The 15,478-nt window shown below is 69.2% G+C and carries 15 protein-coding genes and 1 riboswitch; of the genes, 7 read left to right on the top strand and 8 right to left on the bottom strand.

All coding sequences use genetic code 11. From position 1 onward, the window contains the following. The first annotated feature begins 22 nt into the window (after positions 1–22). Positions 23–481, top strand: a complete 459-nt coding sequence (locus tag ACH4YL_RS00260; protein WP_398503245.1) for a DUF5709 domain-containing protein — start codon at positions 23–25, stop codon at positions 479–481. A gap of 13 nt (positions 482–494) precedes the next feature. Here the strand turns inward: ACH4YL_RS00260 and ACH4YL_RS00265 are convergent, their stop codons facing one another. Next, positions 495–1,925, bottom strand: a complete 1,431-nt coding sequence (locus ACH4YL_RS00265) for an FAD-dependent oxidoreductase (protein WP_398503247.1) — start codon at positions 1,923–1,925, stop codon at positions 495–497. Positions 1,926–2,148: 223 nt separating this feature from the next. On the opposite strand from ACH4YL_RS00265, the gene ACH4YL_RS00270 reads away from it, so the two are divergent. Further along, the gene (locus ACH4YL_RS00270) at positions 2,149–3,945 is read left to right on the top strand and encodes a pectate lyase (protein ID WP_398503248.1); all 1,797 of its coding nucleotides are present in this window, start codon (positions 2,149–2,151) and stop codon (positions 3,943–3,945) included. 84 nt (positions 3,946–4,029) lie between these two features. Here the strand turns inward: ACH4YL_RS00270 and ACH4YL_RS00275 are convergent, their stop codons facing one another. Next, positions 4,030–5,595, bottom strand: coding sequence for a cellulose binding domain-containing protein (locus ACH4YL_RS00275; RefSeq protein ID WP_398503250.1), 1,566 nt, complete (start codon positions 5,593–5,595; stop codon positions 4,030–4,032). A 251-nt stretch (positions 5,596–5,846) separates the two neighbouring features. On the opposite strand from ACH4YL_RS00275, the gene ACH4YL_RS00280 reads away from it, so the two are divergent. Beyond that, positions 5,847–7,187 carry a S1 family peptidase gene (locus tag ACH4YL_RS00280; protein WP_398503252.1) on the top strand — a complete coding sequence of 447 codons (1,341 nt, stop codon included), beginning with the start codon at positions 5,847–5,849 and terminating at the stop codon, positions 7,185–7,187. A 21-nt stretch (positions 7,188–7,208) separates the two neighbouring features. Here ACH4YL_RS00280 and ACH4YL_RS00285 read toward each other — a convergent pair whose 3' ends face one another. Both ACH4YL_RS00285 and ACH4YL_RS00290 read right to left on the bottom strand, forming a co-directional pair. Then, complete coding sequence (locus ACH4YL_RS00285; protein WP_398503254.1) at positions 7,209–8,684, bottom strand: ATP-binding protein; 1,476 nt, start codon at positions 8,682–8,684, stop codon at positions 7,209–7,211. Beyond that, on the bottom strand, positions 8,681–10,339 hold the full coding sequence (locus tag ACH4YL_RS00290) for an FAD-dependent oxidoreductase (RefSeq protein ID WP_398503256.1): 1,659 nt from the start codon (positions 10,337–10,339) through the stop codon (positions 8,681–8,683). Before ACH4YL_RS00290 ends, ACH4YL_RS00285 begins: the two co-directional genes overlap by 4 nt. Before the next feature lie 124 nt (positions 10,340–10,463). On the opposite strand from ACH4YL_RS00290, the gene ACH4YL_RS00295 reads away from it, so the two are divergent. Continuing rightward, the gene (locus ACH4YL_RS00295; RefSeq protein ID WP_398503258.1) at positions 10,464–10,664 is read left to right on the top strand and encodes a DUF5988 family protein; all 201 of its coding nucleotides are present in this window, start codon (positions 10,464–10,466) and stop codon (positions 10,662–10,664) included. A 35-nt stretch (positions 10,665–10,699) separates the two neighbouring features. Here the strand turns inward: ACH4YL_RS00295 and ACH4YL_RS00300 are convergent, their stop codons facing one another. Further along, on the bottom strand, positions 10,700–11,128 hold the full coding sequence (locus ACH4YL_RS00300) for a hypothetical protein (RefSeq protein ID WP_398503260.1): 429 nt from the start codon (positions 11,126–11,128) through the stop codon (positions 10,700–10,702). Positions 11,129–11,431: 303 nt separating this feature from the next. Here ACH4YL_RS00300 and ACH4YL_RS00305 point away from each other — a divergent pair, with 303 nt between their 5' ends. Beyond that, positions 11,432–11,635 (top strand): hypothetical protein, encoded by a 204-nt coding sequence (locus ACH4YL_RS00305; protein ID WP_398503262.1) that lies wholly within the window; start codon positions 11,432–11,434, stop codon positions 11,633–11,635. A 48-nt stretch (positions 11,636–11,683) separates the two neighbouring features. On the opposite strand, the gene ACH4YL_RS00310 is transcribed toward ACH4YL_RS00305, so the two are convergent. Further along, positions 11,684–12,307 carry a TetR/AcrR family transcriptional regulator C-terminal domain-containing protein gene (locus ACH4YL_RS00310; RefSeq protein WP_398503264.1) on the bottom strand — a complete coding sequence of 208 codons (624 nt, stop codon included), beginning with the start codon at positions 12,305–12,307 and terminating at the stop codon, positions 11,684–11,686. A 131-nt stretch (positions 12,308–12,438) separates the two neighbouring features. Here ACH4YL_RS00310 and ACH4YL_RS00315 point away from each other — a divergent pair, with 131 nt between their 5' ends. Then, positions 12,439–12,807: a hypothetical protein gene (locus ACH4YL_RS00315; RefSeq protein ID WP_398503266.1), complete on the top strand. Its 369-nt coding sequence runs from the start codon at positions 12,439–12,441 to the stop codon at positions 12,805–12,807. A gap of 99 nt (positions 12,808–12,906) precedes the next feature. Beyond that, entirely contained in the window at positions 12,907–13,683 is a 777-nt protein-coding gene (locus ACH4YL_RS00320) for a maleylpyruvate isomerase family mycothiol-dependent enzyme (RefSeq protein WP_398503267.1), read from the top strand. A 51-nt stretch (positions 13,684–13,734) separates the two neighbouring features. Here the strand turns inward: ACH4YL_RS00320 and ACH4YL_RS00325 are convergent, their stop codons facing one another. Both ACH4YL_RS00325 and ACH4YL_RS00330 read right to left on the bottom strand, forming a co-directional pair. Then, positions 13,735–14,169 carry a DUF3592 domain-containing protein gene (locus ACH4YL_RS00325; protein ID WP_398503268.1) on the bottom strand — a complete coding sequence of 145 codons (435 nt, stop codon included), beginning with the start codon at positions 14,167–14,169 and terminating at the stop codon, positions 13,735–13,737. A gap of 131 nt (positions 14,170–14,300) precedes the next feature. After that, positions 14,301–15,074 (bottom strand): transglycosylase SLT domain-containing protein, encoded by a 774-nt coding sequence (locus tag ACH4YL_RS00330; protein ID WP_398503270.1) that lies wholly within the window; start codon positions 15,072–15,074, stop codon positions 14,301–14,303. Between the two features lie 4 nt (positions 15,075–15,078). Then, positions 15,079–15,267: riboswitch (cyclic di-AMP (ydaO/yuaA leader) on the bottom strand. Positions 15,268–15,478 lie beyond the last annotated feature (211 nt).

The raw sequence follows: 15,478 nt of genomic DNA on the forward strand, positions 1-15,478 counted from the left end.
TGCGGAGCCGTAAGGAGGAGACATGAGCGAGAGCTCCATGGGTGACGACGTCTATCAGCCGGACGGGTCCGAGGTACAGGACGACGCGGGGTTGCTGGATGCCGAGGACACGCTCGAGGATCCCGCGCTGCAGATCCTCTCCGACGGCTACTCACCGCCGGAGCGGCCGTGGGCCGTGGAACGGCCGGGCACCACGGCGTCGGAGCAGCACCATGGCGAGAGCCTTGACGAGCGGCTGGCCGAGGAAACGCCGGACATCCCCGTTCCCACCGGCGACGGTCTGGGAGACGCCTGGGACACCGACGGCGAGCTGATCGACGAAGAGGTCGGAGCGGATCGCGCCGGCCGGCTCGTGGCCCCGGACGAGGGGGCGCACGCCGACCTGGAGAAGGACATGGTCGCCAGCGACATCGGCATCGACGGCGCCGCCTCGGCGGAAGAGGCGGCGATGCATCTGATCCCGGAGTCCGAGCAGCCCTGACGAACGCGGCCGCTCAGTCACCCGCCGCCTCCCGTGTCATCGGCGGCTCGGCAGGCGTCTTCGGGACGGGCCCGAACAGCACCGCCCTCGCCACCTTCGGTGCGAACAGCGAGGTGAGCGGCGATGTCAAGGTCAGTACGGAGCGGAAGGCCGGGCCCACGACCGGGTCGCCCGGGTACCGCTGCTGGACGCGCTTCAGGTACCAGCCGGCGGCGCGGTCCACCGCTCGCGTGGTGACCGCGTTGCCTTCCGCGCCCGGCATTTTCTTGTCCGCGCCGGCCGAGATGTCCCAGGCCTGGCGCGAGGCCTCAAACAGCGCCTGCTGGACCGCCCGCGTCGTCGGCGTACGCCGCGCATCGGTCAGCGCGTCCCGCAAGGCGACCGCGCTCATCGCGGCGACCGCCATGCCCTGTCCGTAGATCGGGTTGAACGTGCACAGCGCGTCGCCCGTCGCGAGGAAGCCGGCGGGGCGGGGGCCCGGACGGTCGTACCGGCGGCGGACGTTCGACGTCTGGCGGAAGCCGAAGGGCGGTGTGTCCGGCTCGGCCTCGAGCAGCCAGTCGTGGATCAGGGGATGCGGGAAGCGGGCGGCGAAAGCGGTGAACCCGTCCTCGTCCGTGGGCGGTTCGTCGCCCCGCAGGCCCGACAGGATCGCCAGATAGCGGCCGTCCTCCAGCGGCAGCACCCCGCCGCCGTACACCTGCGCCGGATTGGGAAAGACGAAGTACCCGAGGGAGTCGGAGCCGAGGTTGTCGTTCTTGTTGCGGTAGTAGCGCGAGGCGTAGGCGAGACCGGTGTCGATGATCTCCTCCTCCGGGGGCTCGGCGCCGAGTTCCGACAGCCACTGCGAGGCGCGCGAGCCGCTTCCCGAGGCGTCGACCACCAGATCGGCCGGGACCGCCTGCGGCTCCTGTCCGTTGGCCCGGGAGCCCTCGCCGCGCTTGCGCAGGAGCACGCCCCGTACTCGCGAGGCGTCACCGAGCAGCCCGACGGCCTCGGTCGCTGTGACCGTCGTGATCGCGGGGTTGGCCAGAACGCGGGCGCGCACCAGATGCTCGATCTGTCCGCGGGAGCCGGTGTAGATGTACGACGTCGGCGCCGTACGCCGGAACCAGCGGCCGCTCTGCCACTGCACCATGTCCGCCGGCTGGCCGAGCCGGGGCGCGCCCGAGGCGTTCAACTCGGCCATGAAGCCGGGCAGTAGGGCTTCCAGCGCGATCTGCCCGCCTTCGAGCAGTACATGGGCGTGCCTGCCCTGCGGCACGCCCGCACGCGGCTCTGGGCCCTCGGGATACCGGTCCCGTTCGACGACTGTCACCTTGTCCGCGTGCTCGGACAGCACGTGTGCCGCCAGCAGTCCCGCCATGCTGCCCCCGACGACGACGGCATGACGCCCACCCCCGCCGGGTCCCCAACTGCCGTTCGTGCGCGCGTCGTCCGCCATGTCCGCCCCTCGTGGTCAGCGAGTCGATCCAGGACTGACCAGTATCCCGGGCGGACAGGTGGATCACGAACAGCCCTTGCGCGGGAGCCAGTCCCTGGAAGTTCGGATACGAAATCATTGTCCACATACTTGAAAGGTGGACGGCCTCTCACTACGTTCCACTTCGTTGAACGCCACAACTATGTTCAACGGACTGAACAACGCGAGAAAGGCACTTCACCGCATGAAGAAGCCCTTGAGCCGCCGCACGTTCTCCCAACTGGCCGTCGCCCCGCTGCTCGCGGCCCCGGCCGTGACCCTGCTCGGGCCCGGGACCGCAGAAGCCGCAACAGCGCCCACACGCCGCTCCGAAACCGTCCGCGCGATGAGACGCGCGGCCGTCTTCATGGACGAGCATGTCTCCTACCGGGGCGCCTACGTATGGAACTACCTGCCGGATCTCTCCGTCACCTGGGGCGAGATGGAGGCCAAGCGGACCATGTGCTGGGTCCAGCCGCCCGGCACCCCGTCGGTGGGGCACAGCATGCTGGACGCCTACCACGCGACGGGAGAAGAGGCCTGCTACCGGGCGGCCGAGCGGACCGGTCTCGCGCTCGTCGAGGCCCAACTGCCGGTCGGCGGATGGAACTACATCCACGACTTCGCCGGGGAGGAGTCCCTGCGCGACTGGTACGACACCATCGGCGCCAACGGGTGGCGGCTGGAGGAGTTCCAGCACTACTACGGCAACGCGACCTTCGACGACGCGGGCACATCGGCCGCGGCCCAGCTGATTCTGCGGCTGTACGCGGAACGCCGCGACCCGCGGTTCAAGCGGGCGCTGGACCGGGCCATCAGCTTCATGCTCACGTCCCAGTTCAGCGGCGGAACGGCCGACGGCGGCTGGCCGCAGCGCTTCCCCGCCTTCGCTGGTTCGGTCAGCCGGATGCCCTGGCCCCAGAAGCGTCCCGCGTGGCTGCCGCGCGACGTTCAGCACGGCATGGAGGACGGCGAATACACCCAGCAGGTCACCTTCAACGACGACGTGCTGGGCGAGAACATCAAGTTCCTGCTCATGTGCATATCCACGCTCGGCCGGCGCGACCTCGTCCGACCGGTGGTCCGCGCCATGTCCTGTCTGCGGCGCATGCAGCAGACCGGGCCGCAGGCGGGCTGGGGACTCCAGCACCTGTCACGCGACGCCAAGGGCCGGCTCGCGGGAGCACCTGCGGGCGCACGGTCATACGAGCCGCGCGCGCTGGCCACCCACACCACCCAGACCAACGTCCGTCAGCTCTTCCACTACTTCCGGCTGACCGGCAACAGTGCCTACCTCGCCCGGGTGCCCGAGGCCATCGCCTGGCTCGAGAGCTGCCGGCTCACCGAGCAGCAGATGGCGGAGAACCCTCTCCTGGCCGGGCGCACCCACCCGACCTTCGTCGAACTGGGCACGAACCGCGCGCGGTTCACCCACCGCTTCGGCTCCAACATCCACAACGGCGCGTACTACTTCGACCACGACCACAAGAACACGCTGAGCCACTACTCGGCCGGACGCGCCATCGACATCGCCGGACTGCGCAGCACCTACGAGGAACTGGCCGCGCTGACACCGGCCGAGGTGGCGGACCTTCGCGCCAGGTCGCCCCTCTCCCCCGGCGCACGAATCCCACTGCCGCGCTACTTCTCCCTGCGCGACCTCGAACTGACCGACCTGTTCCGGGACGCCGCACTGCCCCTGCCCGTGGTGACCGACGAACAGGCGGCGGCCCTGGTGGACGACCTCGGCTCGAAGAACTACTGGCTGACGCCCATCGACGCGGTCACCAACCCCTACACGGGGCCGGGTTCCAGGACGCCGTACGACGGTCAGGCGTATATGAGCAAGCACGTCGGCGACGTACACGACACCTCGCCGTACAACCCGCAGGATCCGCCACAGGAACTCCCGTACCAGCCGCGCGAACGCCCATGGGGGATCAGCACGTCCGCCTACGCGGCCAACATGGCGAAGCTGATCGCGAACGTGTCGCGTCAGTGACATCGTCGTCGCCTCGACGGCGACACCGGGAAGCGCCCCGGTCTCCGCCGGGACCGGGGCGCACTCCTTCACGCTGCGTCCATGTCAGCCGTTGTACGGGGCGAAAATGCGTGAGAACTCGTACGGGGACTGCGGGATGTTCGTGCACATGTAGAGCGCGCCCGTGCAGGCGTTACGGTCGCGCGTCATCTCCCAGAAGGCGAGCAGCCCGAGGTGCTTGCCCTGAGCGAAGGTGACCAGCTGACGTGCGTCGTCCTGGTTGTAGATGCGGCCGTCGTCGTTCTGGCCGAGCATCGGCGTCACACCCACCATCGCCCACACCCGGGCATCGCTCTTGGCCGGGTAGAGCGACTTGAGCTGGGTGAATGTGCTCTGCGCGGCCTGTACTGCCGCGTTGCCGTAGTCGACGTCGCGGTAGTAGTCCATCGCCATGACGTTGACGACGTCGAGGTTCACCCCCGCGTCCCGTGCCGATCTGACCACGCCGAGGCCGTCCGCGGTCAGCCCCTCGGGCAGGACGGGAAGCGTGAGGGAGATCCGCAGACCGGGATGGGCCTGCTGCAGGCGTGCCAGCGCCTGGGAGCGGCGGTTGACGGAGACCGGGTCGGCGGTGGCCGCTCCCTCGATGTCGAAGTCGGCGTAGGTGAGGCCGTAGGCGTTGACGACCGCGTCGTACTCGGCGAACAGCGCGTCGACCGAACCGCAGGCTTGGGCCAGTTCGATGCCGCTGGCCCCACCGAAGGAGATCTTGATGTCTCCGCCGCCCGCCCGGATGGCGTCGACCTGGTCCTTGGCCCAACCGGCGCGCGGGTCATAGGCGTTGAACCACATCGCCTTGCAGGCCGACGCGGTGACGAAAGCCATCGTGTAGCTCTTCACACCGCTCGCCGAAGCCATGGCGGGCATGCTCGGGGTCGGCCATGCGCCCATGTCGACGTACGGTGCGGTGCGCACCCCGCCGGGCGACGGGTTGCCGCCGGTGCTCGTCGTGCCGCTGACCGCCGCGCTGTACGCGGAGGCGTTGCCGGCGGCGTCCTTGGCCCGCACGCGGAACGCGTAACTGGTGCTGCTCTGCAGTCCGGTGGCGGCGTAGGAGGTGCCGGTCACGGAGACGGGTGCGCCGCCGTCGCGGGAGACCTCGTAGCCCGCGACCGTGCCCGAGTCGTCGCTCGACGCCGTCCAGCTCACCGTCAGGGACGAACCGGTCGCGGAGCCGACCTGCACTCCGGACGGCACGCTCGGCGCGGTGGTGTCGCCGCCGCCTGAACCGCCCGCGCAGGGCGAGCCGTTGAGCCGGCAGTTCAACGGCTCGCCGGTCCCTGAGGACACCCAGCCGAACGCGGTGGCAGCGCCGGGCGCCACCGCTCCGTTGTACTCGCGGTTCTTGAAGGTGTAGTGGCTGCCGTTCTGGGTGAGCAGCGCGTCCCAGTACGCGCCGAGCGACGTGCCTGAGGGGAGGTCGAACTCGACGGTCCAGCCGTTCAGCGCCGTGCTGCCGCCGTTGGTGACGGTGTAGGCGCCCTGGTAACCGCCCTCCCAGGTCTGGGTCTTCGAGAACGCCGCCGTCGGTGTGGCCGCGGCGGCGGGTGGGGCGAGGAACAGCACGAACGTTCCGATGAGTGTGATGACCAGCGCCAACGATCTTCGCATGGCTGTCTCTGCCTCCCGTGTGGGGGAACGAGCGCGGATTCGGGCGTGCCGGACGTGATCAGCATTGGTCCATACCAAAGCGTCAGGTATGTACGTACCGAGCCGACGGCATCGCGTCAAGACGGGCCGGTACCGGACATCCCGCGGTCACGGTGAACCCTCGGGCGGCACCCCACGTATGAGAGGAGAGCGCCCGCCGGGCGCCCGGCGTCTCGGACAGCGCCGACTCGGTATGACAGAAAGGGCCGCGGATGAGGCACGCACGGCGCAGGCTGCACGCAATCGTCCAACTGGCGGCCGTCGGCGGACTGGTCTGCGGCGGACTGATGGTGTCGAATGCCGTCGCGAGTGAGCCCTCCGCCCCGCCAGGAGGCGCGAGCAGCGGCTCCCAGAACAACGCGCTCGGCACCCGGCTCGTCTCCGAACTCGGCGACTCGCGCACCGCCGGCACCTGGATCGGCGCGGACGGGCAGCCGGTCGTCGCTGTGACCGACGCCGACGCGGCCGCCGAGGTCAAGGAAGCCGGGGCACGCGCCAAAGTCGTGCGGCACAACATGCAAAGGCTCCGCTCGGCGACCGAGTCACTGAGCGACGCACCACGCGTACCCGGAACCGCCTGGGCGATGGACTACGCGTCCAACGAGATCGTGGTGCAGGCCGACAGAACCGTCTCGGCCGCCGACTGGTCACGTATGTCCGACTTCGCCAAGGAGCTCGGCGCGTTCGTTCGGATGCAGCGCACCACCGGCACCTTCACCACCCGTGTCAACGCCGCCGAACCCATCCTCGCCCAGGGCAGCCGCTGCTCCGCCGGCTACAACGTCACCAACGGCACGGAGACATTCATCCTCACCGCCGGACACTGCGGCCCCGCCGGCACCACCTGGTTCACCCAAGGAGACCAGGAACTCGGCCCCACCACCACGAGCCGCTTCCCGGGCGCCGACTACGCCCTGGTCCAGTACCAGAACGGCCAGGTCCCCAACATCAGCAACACCGTCAACATCGGCAACGGCCAAGGGGTGCAGATCAACGGCGCCGCCGAGCCCTTCGTCGGCCAGCAGGTCTTCCGCAGCGGCAGCACCACCGGCCTGCGCGACGGCAAGGTGACCGCCGTCAACGCCACGGTCAACTACCCCGAAGGCACCGTAGCCGGACTGATCGAAACCACCGTCTGCGCCGAACCCGGAGACAGCGGCGGTCCGCTCTTCGCACAGGGCTTCGCGCTCGGCGTCACCTCCGGCGGCGACGGCGACTGCCGAAGCGGCGGAACGACCTTCTTCCAGCCCGTGACCAAGGCCATGGCGGAACTCGGAGTGAGCCTGACCGGCACCACTCCGCCGGCCGCCGACACGGGCCAGGCACCGCCGAACCCGGCGGCCTCGCAGCCCGCCGGCAACGGCGCGAATGCACCGCTGGTGCCCGGGCAGGCGAACGGTCCGCGAGTCTCCAGCATCATCGACTCCCGTGCCGTCGCACCGGGAATCGTCGTGATCGTCATCAGTCTCACCGGGCTCATCGCGACCCGTGCCATCTGGTCGGCACAGGACCGCCGCGAATTCCGCATGCACTACAACCAGAGCTGGAGCTAGGCACCTTCGTCAGCAGGTCCGCTACGCACCTTCGTCAGCAGGTCCGGCGTCGTCCGGGGCACGTGTGATCGGCAGGCAGACGCGGAATCTCGTGTCGCCCGGCTGCGAGGTCACCCGGATGTCGCCGTGGTGCTTGTTGACCACGATGCGGTGCGAGATGTCGAGGCCCAGGCCGGTCCCCTCGCCGACCTGTTTCGTCGTGAAGAAGGGCTCGAAGATCCGCGGACGGATGTCGGCCGGGATGCCGGAACCGGTGTCACGGACCTCGACATAGAGGTGGTCGCCCTCGCGCCAGGTGACGATCGTGAGGGTGCCGCTGCCGTTCATCGCGCCGAGTGCGTTGTCGATGAGGTTCGTCCAGACCTGGTTGAGCTCCGCGCCGTACGCGGGGACAGGCGGCAGATCCCGGTCGTACTCCTTCACCACCCGCACCGCCGAAGGGATCTTGGCCCGCATCATCACCAGGGTGGCGTCGAGGAGTTCATGGACATCGACCGGCTGCTGAGCGGCGCGGTCGAGCTGGGAGTACTGGCGTGCCGCGTCCACGAGGCCCGAGATGCGATTGACGGCGTCCTCGATCTCACCCATCAACAGCTCGGTGTCGATGGTGTACGTCAGCCAGCCCACCGCGGCCTGCCGGTTCTCGCCGCCCAGGCTGTCGGTCGCCTGGGACAGCCAGGCAGGGTCGAGGCCGCCGGCGACCAGGACAGGGGCGATGTCCCAGGCCCGGTCGATCTCGTGGTCCTCGAGCCAGTCCGTGACGTCGTCCTCGGCGTCGGATGCCTCGATCGCCGACAGCTTGGGCGCGTTGGAGGCGCGCTTCACGGCCTCGTCCTGCATCTCGACCAGGTGGTGCAACCGTGTGCCGTCGACCCGGCCGTCGGCGATGAGGGCCAGCTTGTGGCGCATCTTGGTCACCCGGTCGCGCAAGGTGTCGGTGGCGCGCACGGCCGCCGCCGCCGGGTTGTTGAGCTCGTGGGTCAGTCCGGCGGTGAGCGAGCCGAGCGCGACCAGGCGTTCGCGTTCGCCGATGATCGTGTTGCTGGCGCGGGTGCCGAAGAAGAGGCCCTCGAGCAGATGCAGTGCCATGGGAAACCAGGTGCGTACGGCGTGGCCGAACTCGTCCGCGGGCAGCACGAAGAGTTCGACGTCGGTGATGGCCTGCAGCGTGCTCGTGTAGGCCTGGTCCACCCGGTCGCCGAGATAGGCCTGGGTGGCTCCGGCGTACACGCCTTTCTGGTCGGTGCGGGTGAGCTCGATGTCGTCACCGTGCAGACGGCGGACCATGGCGACCGTGCCGCCGAGGAGCACGAAGAAGCAGGTGGCGTCCTCGCCCTGGACATAGACGGGCTTCCCGCCCGGCCGCACTTCGACGCGGCCACGGTCGGCGAGCCAGGCCAGCTGCTTGTCGTCGAGGGCCTCGAAGAGGAACAGCGTCTTCAGGTCGGCCGCGGTGAGCTTGTCGCGCACACTCGGGCCATTGTCCGGGGCAGTCATTGCGCCTCCAGGTAGCGGTGCACCAGGGAGACGGCCATGGCCCCTTCCCCCACCGCGGATGCGACCCGTTTGACCGATTCGGCCCGCACGTCACCGGCGGCGAAGACACCGGGCACGCTGGTCTCCAGGTGGTACGGGTCCCGTGCCAGCGGCCATCGCGCGGGGCGCGCTCCTCCGGACAGCAGGTCGGGACCGGTCAGCACGAAGCCACGCTCGTCACGGGTGACGACGCCCTCGAGCCACTGCGTGGGCGGTTCGGCACCGATGAAGACGAAAAGGAAGGAGGCATCCGCCGTGGTGACAGTGCCCGTGCGGTTGTCGCGCAGGATCAGGCGCTCCAGATGCCCTTCGCCCTCGCCGCCCGCCACTTCGGTGTGGGGGTGAACCTGGATGTTGGCGATGTCGTCGATCTGCTGCACCAGGTAGTGCGACATTCCCCGGGTCAAGTCCGCGCCACGGACGAGGAGATGGACGCGGTCGGCGTAGCGGGAGAAATAGACGGCGGCCTGGCCTGCGGAGTTGGCGCCGCCGACGATGTACACGTCCTCGCCGGTGCAACTGGCCGCTTCGAAGGCGGCCGAGCCGTAGAACACGCCCGCTCCAGTGAAATCGTCGAGGCCGGGCCCGTCCAGCCGCCGGTACGACACCCCGGTGGCGAGGACGACGGTGTGCGCGCCGATCGAGGTCCCGTCACTGAAACGCAGCACCCGGCCCGCCCCTGCCGCCTCCAGTGACACCACTTCGCGCGCACTGAGGATCTCGGCGCCGAAGCGAGTGGCCTGCCGACGTGCCCGGTCCGTCAGCTGCGCGCCGGACACTCCGTCGGGGAAGCCCAGATAGTTCTCGATCCGGCTGCTCTGACCTGCCTGTCCGCCGGTCGCGCTGCGTTCCACCAGCACCGTACGCAGCCCTTCGGAGGCGGCGTACACGGCGGCGCCGAGCCCTGCGGGGCCCGCGCCGATGACGACGACGTCGTAGAAGTCGGCGGACGGGGTGGTGCTCAGGCCGACCTGGGCGGCGAGTTCGGCCTCGGTGGGCGCCTGCAGGGTCTTGCCCTCGGCCGTGATCACCAGCGGTACGTCGTCGGCGCTGAGTCCGGCCGCATCCAGCAGCCGCCTGCCCTCGGGGTCGTCCGCTGCGATCCAGATGTAGGGCACGAGGTTGCGGGCGAGGAATTCCCGTACGGCGAAGGACGGCGCGGACCAGCGGTGCCCGACGACCCGTGTCTCCCCCGAATCCGGGTCGGGCGCTGTCGCCCACACCTCGAGCAGCGCGTCGAGCACCGGGTAGAGATTCTCCTCCGGCGGACTCCAGGGCTTGAGCAGATAGTGATCGAGATCGACGATGTTGATCGCGTCGATGGCTGCGCCCGTGTCCGCGTACGCCGTCAGCAGCACCCGTCTGGCCAGCGGGAAGAGATCCATGGCCGCTTCCAGGAACTGCACGCCGTTCATCGTCGGCATGCGGTAGTCGGCGATCATCACGGCGAGCGGCTCGCCACGCAGCTTGACCTCGCGCAACGCCGCCAACGCCTCTTCGCCCGAGGGCGCGCGCAGCACGCGGTACCGGTCGCCGTACCGGCGCCGCAGGTCGCGGGCGATGGCTCGAGAGACTCCTGGATCGTCGTCGACGGTCAGGATGGTCGGCTTGGCCATGCCCACCATGATGCGCCGCGCCGATCACGAAAGCGACGGGAATGGTGAAGGTGAGCGGGCTGACCCTGCCAGCGGCCCCGCACCGCCGAGGTGCGAGTGCCGGTACGCGGAGGAGACTGGTGTCATGACGAACAAGGCAGTCCTTGAGGGAGGTCCGGAGGATCTGCACGAGCGGATCGTCCCGATCACGCCTCCCGGACAAGAGCTGAAGATTCCGCACCGCGGCGGGTACGAACATTTCAAGATCACGTCGCGGCATCAGGACAGCCCGGAGGGATCGTTGCCCGTCTACGAATGGTGGGAACGGACCGAGATCGCCGAATAGGACCGGCAGGCGTCACGGAATAGGACCGGCAGGCGTCACCCGATGGCGGAACTCCCGCCCGGCGGGTCTTCCGGCAGGGGCAGACTGACGATGTCGGAGGGCCGCCCCGGCCTGGGGCGACGGGGCTCCCGGACCCCGGCGCCATCCCCGCCCGGCCCGCCGCCGGGCCCTGGAGCGGCAGCGTCCAGCCGCAGCACACGCAGGGCACTCACCATCCAGGCCAGCGTGACGACGACAGCCGCCGCTCCTGTCGGCAGCAGTGCTCCCGAGACGCCCCCGGCCACCAGGAGAGCGGCGACGACCACGAGCGCTGCCACGGAGCGCCGCAGGCAGAACCGGTAGGTCAGCACGCTGCGGCCGAAGCGTGCGATGCGCTGCGGCCCCTGCCAGACGGCGCACAGCCGGCGTCCGCAGCGCGTGCAGGACGTGCAACTGCCGCGGGGTTGGCCCGAGTTCTTGGACACGGCAACCTCCAGGCGCCGACGAACACCTCACGTCCGGAGACGTCACGTCCGGAGTGAGTCGTCGTCCAGCATGAGTTCCCGCACTCCGCCCGGGCAACCCCCAGCAGGCGCCGCGTTGTCCCGCCTGCGGAAGAGGGGGATCCTGGTGGTAGCGCGACCGGGTATGACCGGTGCGCCCAAGAGCGCCAGCCCCGGCCGGAAAGGGGTGAACCCATGAGGACGCTGTTGACGGTTCAAATGGACACAGAGGCGTCGAACCAGGCCATCAGGAATGGCACGTTGGGGAAGTCGATAGAGGCTGCCTTGGAGGCCATACACCCCGAGGCCGCGTACTTCACCACCCGCGACGGCGATCGTACGGCGTACATCATCTTCGACCTGCAGGACTCGTCACTGATGCCGAAGCTCTCGGAGCCGTTCTTCCTGGAGTTCGGCGCCAAGGTCTCCTACACGCCGGTCATGAACACGGAGGACCTGCGGACCGGCCTCGCCGCTCTGGGCAGGTAGCCCGCAGCTCCGGGCGTTCGACCCGCAGCCCTGGGCAGTCAGCAGGGCTCAACTCACCGCCGCCGCCTCCGCCTTGATACCGGCGAGCAGCAGCCGCATTCCGAAACGGAACTGTTCGACCGAACCGACGACGAACAACTCCTCACCCGGTGCGGCCGCCACGGGCAGCGCGTTCACCATGTCGCGGACCTGCTCCCAGCGCCGGTCGCGTACGCCCGCCTGGACCGCCATCGCCAGCGACGACGCCAGATAGGCGACGAGCGTCTGGAAACTCTGCACCGCCGTGGCCGGCGGCAGCCCGGCCGCTTCGAGCGCGCCCAGCACGCCCGCGGCGATGCGCCGCCCGTTCTCCCCCACGGGAGGGCGGGCGGCCAGGTGCGCCGTGATCCCGGGGTGCCGCAGCGCGGCGTCGCGGATGGCCTCCCCGATCGCCCGGACGCGGTCGTCCCATGCCATCGACGAGTCGGGGACCGCCACGTCGGCGACGGCCAGGTCGGCGACGGCGTCGAGGAGCGCCTCACGGTTCGCGAAATGCCGGTAGAGGGCCATGGGATCGCACCCGAGTTCCGCGGCGATGCGGCGCATCGTCATGGTTTCCGCGCCGCCACGGTCGCTCACGTCCAGCGCGGTACGGACGATCAGTTCGGGTGTGAGGAAGCGGGCCCTGGCCATGCCTCATTCAAGCATTGCGTCTACGCCGTAGACAGGCCGCTCCCCGCGTGTCTACGCTGTAGACAAGTCGCCCGGTCATGACGGCGGTGAGCGCCGTCGGGTCGAGCACGCCGGATCGAAGGAGGCGCACCATGCGCACGTCCCTTGTCCACGGCCGTTGTGCGGCTGTCTTCATCAGCCTGGGGACCCTGCTCAACCTGCTGGTACGCGATGTCGACGAGGCCTTTGTCGTCCCTGACGTCCTGGTGAGCGTCGCGCTGGCCGTTGGGGCGGCGTTGCCTGCGGATCGCGCGGTGCCCATGCTCGGATCGGCCTTCGGACTGGCCTCCGGCGTGTTCACGGTGGCGGCGTTCTCCTACTTCGCACGGGGCGAAGTCGGGGTCGGAGTCCTCCTCTTCGCACTGATCTGCGCGGCGATGACCGTGCTCTTCACCTGGCGCATCGGCCTGCCCGGCCGAGAGCGGCCGCTCGCCCGGCCGTCGACCATCCAGTCCCGCTAGGGCCTGCCTTTGGGATCAGGCCGCGTCCGGCATGGCGGTCCGCCGCCGGTCCGCTGCCCGAGGGACCCAACGAGTCGTGCATGTGCTGAACTCATCGGCATGGAGTACTCCCGCTTTCTCGACTGCCTCGCGGCCGACTTCGCCCGCCTGCGGGCCGTCGTGCCGACCGACCTCCGCGCGCCGGTGCCGAGCTGTCCCGGCTGGACCGTGGCCGATCTGACCCGCCACGTCGCCGATGTGTACCTGCACAAGACCCTCGCCATGCGGGAGGGCGCCGAGCCCGACCCGTGGCCGCCGAAGGAGTTCGCGGACGAGGAGCCGCTCGCGCTGCTCGACCGGGCGCACGCCGGGCTGCTCGACGAATTCGCCGCCCGCAAGCCGGAGGATCCGGCCGGCTCCTGGTACACGCCGGACCAGACGGTCGGCTTCTGGATCCGGCGGATGGCGCAGGAGACAGTCATCCACCGCATCGACGCCGAGCTCGGCACCGGGCAGCAGGTCTCGCCGGTTCCGGCCGACCTCGCCATCGACGGCATCGACGAGCTGCTCACGGTCTTCGTGGCGTACAGCGTCGCCGGGTGGGGCGACTACTTCACCGACATCCTGGCCGGCTCACCGGGCCGGACGTACACGGTGCGGACCGACGGAGCGGCGTGGCGGGTGCGGACCGGCCCGGGGCTGTTTGCCGTCGACGGCGGCGCCGACAGCGGCGCCGGCGACGACGCGGCCGACGTGACCGTGAGCGGCCCGCCCACGGCAGTGCTGCGCTGGATGTGGAACTGGGAGGGCGCCGGCGAGCCGGCCGGAGTGACGGTCGAGGGTGTCCCGGAGGCGGTCGAGGAGCTACGCCGCTGCATCGTCACGGCGACCCAGTAAGGCCCGGTCAGGGAGCCCAGTACGACTTGCTCAGTCCCGGGGCACTGCCGTTCATTCGTCGCTGGGGACCGTGCCGAGGTAGGCGAACAGTCCGATGCCGAGCAGGATGGCCCCCACTGCCCCTGCCGCCTTGACCCAGTTCTTGACGGGGGCGGGCGGACGCGCCGTGGCCCGCTCCGGGCGGCGGGGCGAATAGTGGACGACGACGATGTCACCCGGAACAGCCAGAACAGGACCGTCCCGCTCCTCGAAGCGGACGGTCCTGCCCTGGCGCGTGGTGAACTCGTAGATGCGGTGCCGCACGCGGGTGCGGCCGCCCTCGTTGTCCTTCTTTTCCGTCTCGAAGGCCTCGAGACAGCGTGCTTCTGCGGAAAGCCCGCTGCGCCAGGCGAGATCCAGTCTCAGTGACCGCCGGACCACCTTGACGATCGGCGGCACGCCGATGAGTGCGGCGATTGCGGGCAAGGCGTAGTTGTACTGAGCCATCAAAGTCCCCCCGGCACAGCGCTTTTCAGCCACGTTACTGCGCGTACTTGGGACCCGGAAAGGCCGCGCACACAACTATCAACGCGAACAACACGCCTTCACCGACCAGTTGACGGCTCGGCCCGGCTTCCTTAGTACGGTCCGTTCACATTGTCGATCGATCCGTAGCGGTCGGCGGCGTAGTTGCACGCGGCGGTGATGTTGGCGACCGGGTCATAGGCGTCCATCGACGTGCCGGGCACGTGATAGGCCAGGAAGGTCGGCTCGATGACCTGAAGAAGGCCCTTCGACGGCGTTCCGGCCAGGGCGTTGGAGTCCCAGTTGTTGATGGCAAGCGGGTTGCCGGAGGACTCGCGCATGATGTTGCGGTGGATGCCGTCGTACGAGCCGGGGATGCCGTGCCGGGCCATGACGTCCAGGGATTCCTTGATCCAGCCGTCGAGGTCATTGGAGTAGCTCTTGGCCTTTGCCGCGGGCTTCTTGCTGGGCAGCTTGGTCCGCGCCTCGGAGCGGCTGGCCCGCTCGGACGAGGCAGGCGCCTTGGCCTTCGCACCGATCGTCAGCTTGAGGCCGGGACGAATCAGGCGGGGGTTGTCGCCGATGGCCTTCTTGTTGTCCTTGTACAGCTGCTTCCAACCGCCGCGCACGGAGAGGTCGTCCGCGATCTCCGACAGGGAGTCCCCCGCGACGACGGTGTACGTCTTGGGAGCGGCCTTCTTCGCGGTAGCGGACGCGGAAACCGCCGTGACTTTCTTGGCGAGCTGCGGCGTCGCCGGCTGAGCGGCACTTGCTGCGGTCGCCCCGATCACCGGAATCATGAGCGCGGCGCCACCGGTGCCCGCGGCAACGAAACTGCGCGTCAGCGAACTGGACTTGGGACGACGGTGCTTACCCTTTGCGGGCATGACGAATTCCTCTCCGTCGCCTGCGAGGTGAGCTGTCGGGTTCGGGCTGGAGATGCCCGGCCGCATGGGAATGCGACTTAACCCCGAGCCGTTCCGGATTCCGGATCGGCGGCTTACCTGGGTCCCCCGCTCCTGCCGTACGTGAGTGGGTGCGGTTTTCCCGGACGGCGGCAGGATTCGGCGGTCCATCCGGATTGATGGTGACCGTAAGCGAAACGGACTTAGTCGAACAAGCCCTGAATTCGAGGACACAATCCTCGGGACGCATCCGGGGCGCCGAATTACCGTGATCCAATCCGGTCGGAAAGCTCAACTCGCTTTCTGCGGAACGAGAGTGGGCACGAAGAGGCCGCACCGCATATCGACGCGGACGTGACCCATTTCACTGGACTGGAGCGCAACCA

The organism is Streptomyces sp. NPDC020681, from assembly GCF_044334895.1.
Taxonomy (GTDB): domain Bacteria; phylum Actinomycetota; class Actinomycetes; order Streptomycetales; family Streptomycetaceae; genus Streptomyces.

Coding starts and splice junctions, on each gene's coding strand:
- ACH4YL_RS00260 (WP_398503245.1), top strand. CDS start 23: ATGAGCGAGAGCTCCATGGGTGACGACGTCTATCAGCCGGACGGGTCC.
- ACH4YL_RS00265 (WP_398503247.1), bottom strand. CDS start 1,925: ATGGCGGACGACGCGCGCACGAACGGCAGTTGGGGACCCGGCGGGGGT.
- ACH4YL_RS00270 (WP_398503248.1), top strand. CDS start 2,149: ATGAAGAAGCCCTTGAGCCGCCGCACGTTCTCCCAACTGGCCGTCGCC.
- ACH4YL_RS00275 (WP_398503250.1), bottom strand. CDS start 5,595: ATGCGAAGATCGTTGGCGCTGGTCATCACACTCATCGGAACGTTCGTG.
- ACH4YL_RS00280 (WP_398503252.1), top strand. CDS start 5,847: ATGAGGCACGCACGGCGCAGGCTGCACGCAATCGTCCAACTGGCGGCC.
- ACH4YL_RS00285 (WP_398503254.1), bottom strand. CDS start 8,684: ATGACTGCCCCGGACAATGGCCCGAGTGTGCGCGACAAGCTCACCGCG.
- ACH4YL_RS00290 (WP_398503256.1), bottom strand. CDS start 10,339: ATGGCCAAGCCGACCATCCTGACCGTCGACGACGATCCAGGAGTCTCT.
- ACH4YL_RS00295 (WP_398503258.1), top strand. CDS start 10,464: ATGACGAACAAGGCAGTCCTTGAGGGAGGTCCGGAGGATCTGCACGAG.
- ACH4YL_RS00310 (WP_398503264.1), bottom strand. CDS start 12,307: ATGGCCAGGGCCCGCTTCCTCACACCCGAACTGATCGTCCGTACCGCG.
- ACH4YL_RS00315 (WP_398503266.1), top strand. CDS start 12,439: ATGCGCACGTCCCTTGTCCACGGCCGTTGTGCGGCTGTCTTCATCAGC.
- ACH4YL_RS00320 (WP_398503267.1), top strand. CDS start 12,907: ATGGAGTACTCCCGCTTTCTCGACTGCCTCGCGGCCGACTTCGCCCGC.
- ACH4YL_RS00325 (WP_398503268.1), bottom strand. CDS start 14,169: ATGGCTCAGTACAACTACGCCTTGCCCGCAATCGCCGCACTCATCGGC.
- ACH4YL_RS00330 (WP_398503270.1), bottom strand. CDS start 15,074: ATGCCCGCAAAGGGTAAGCACCGTCGTCCCAAGTCCAGTTCGCTGACG.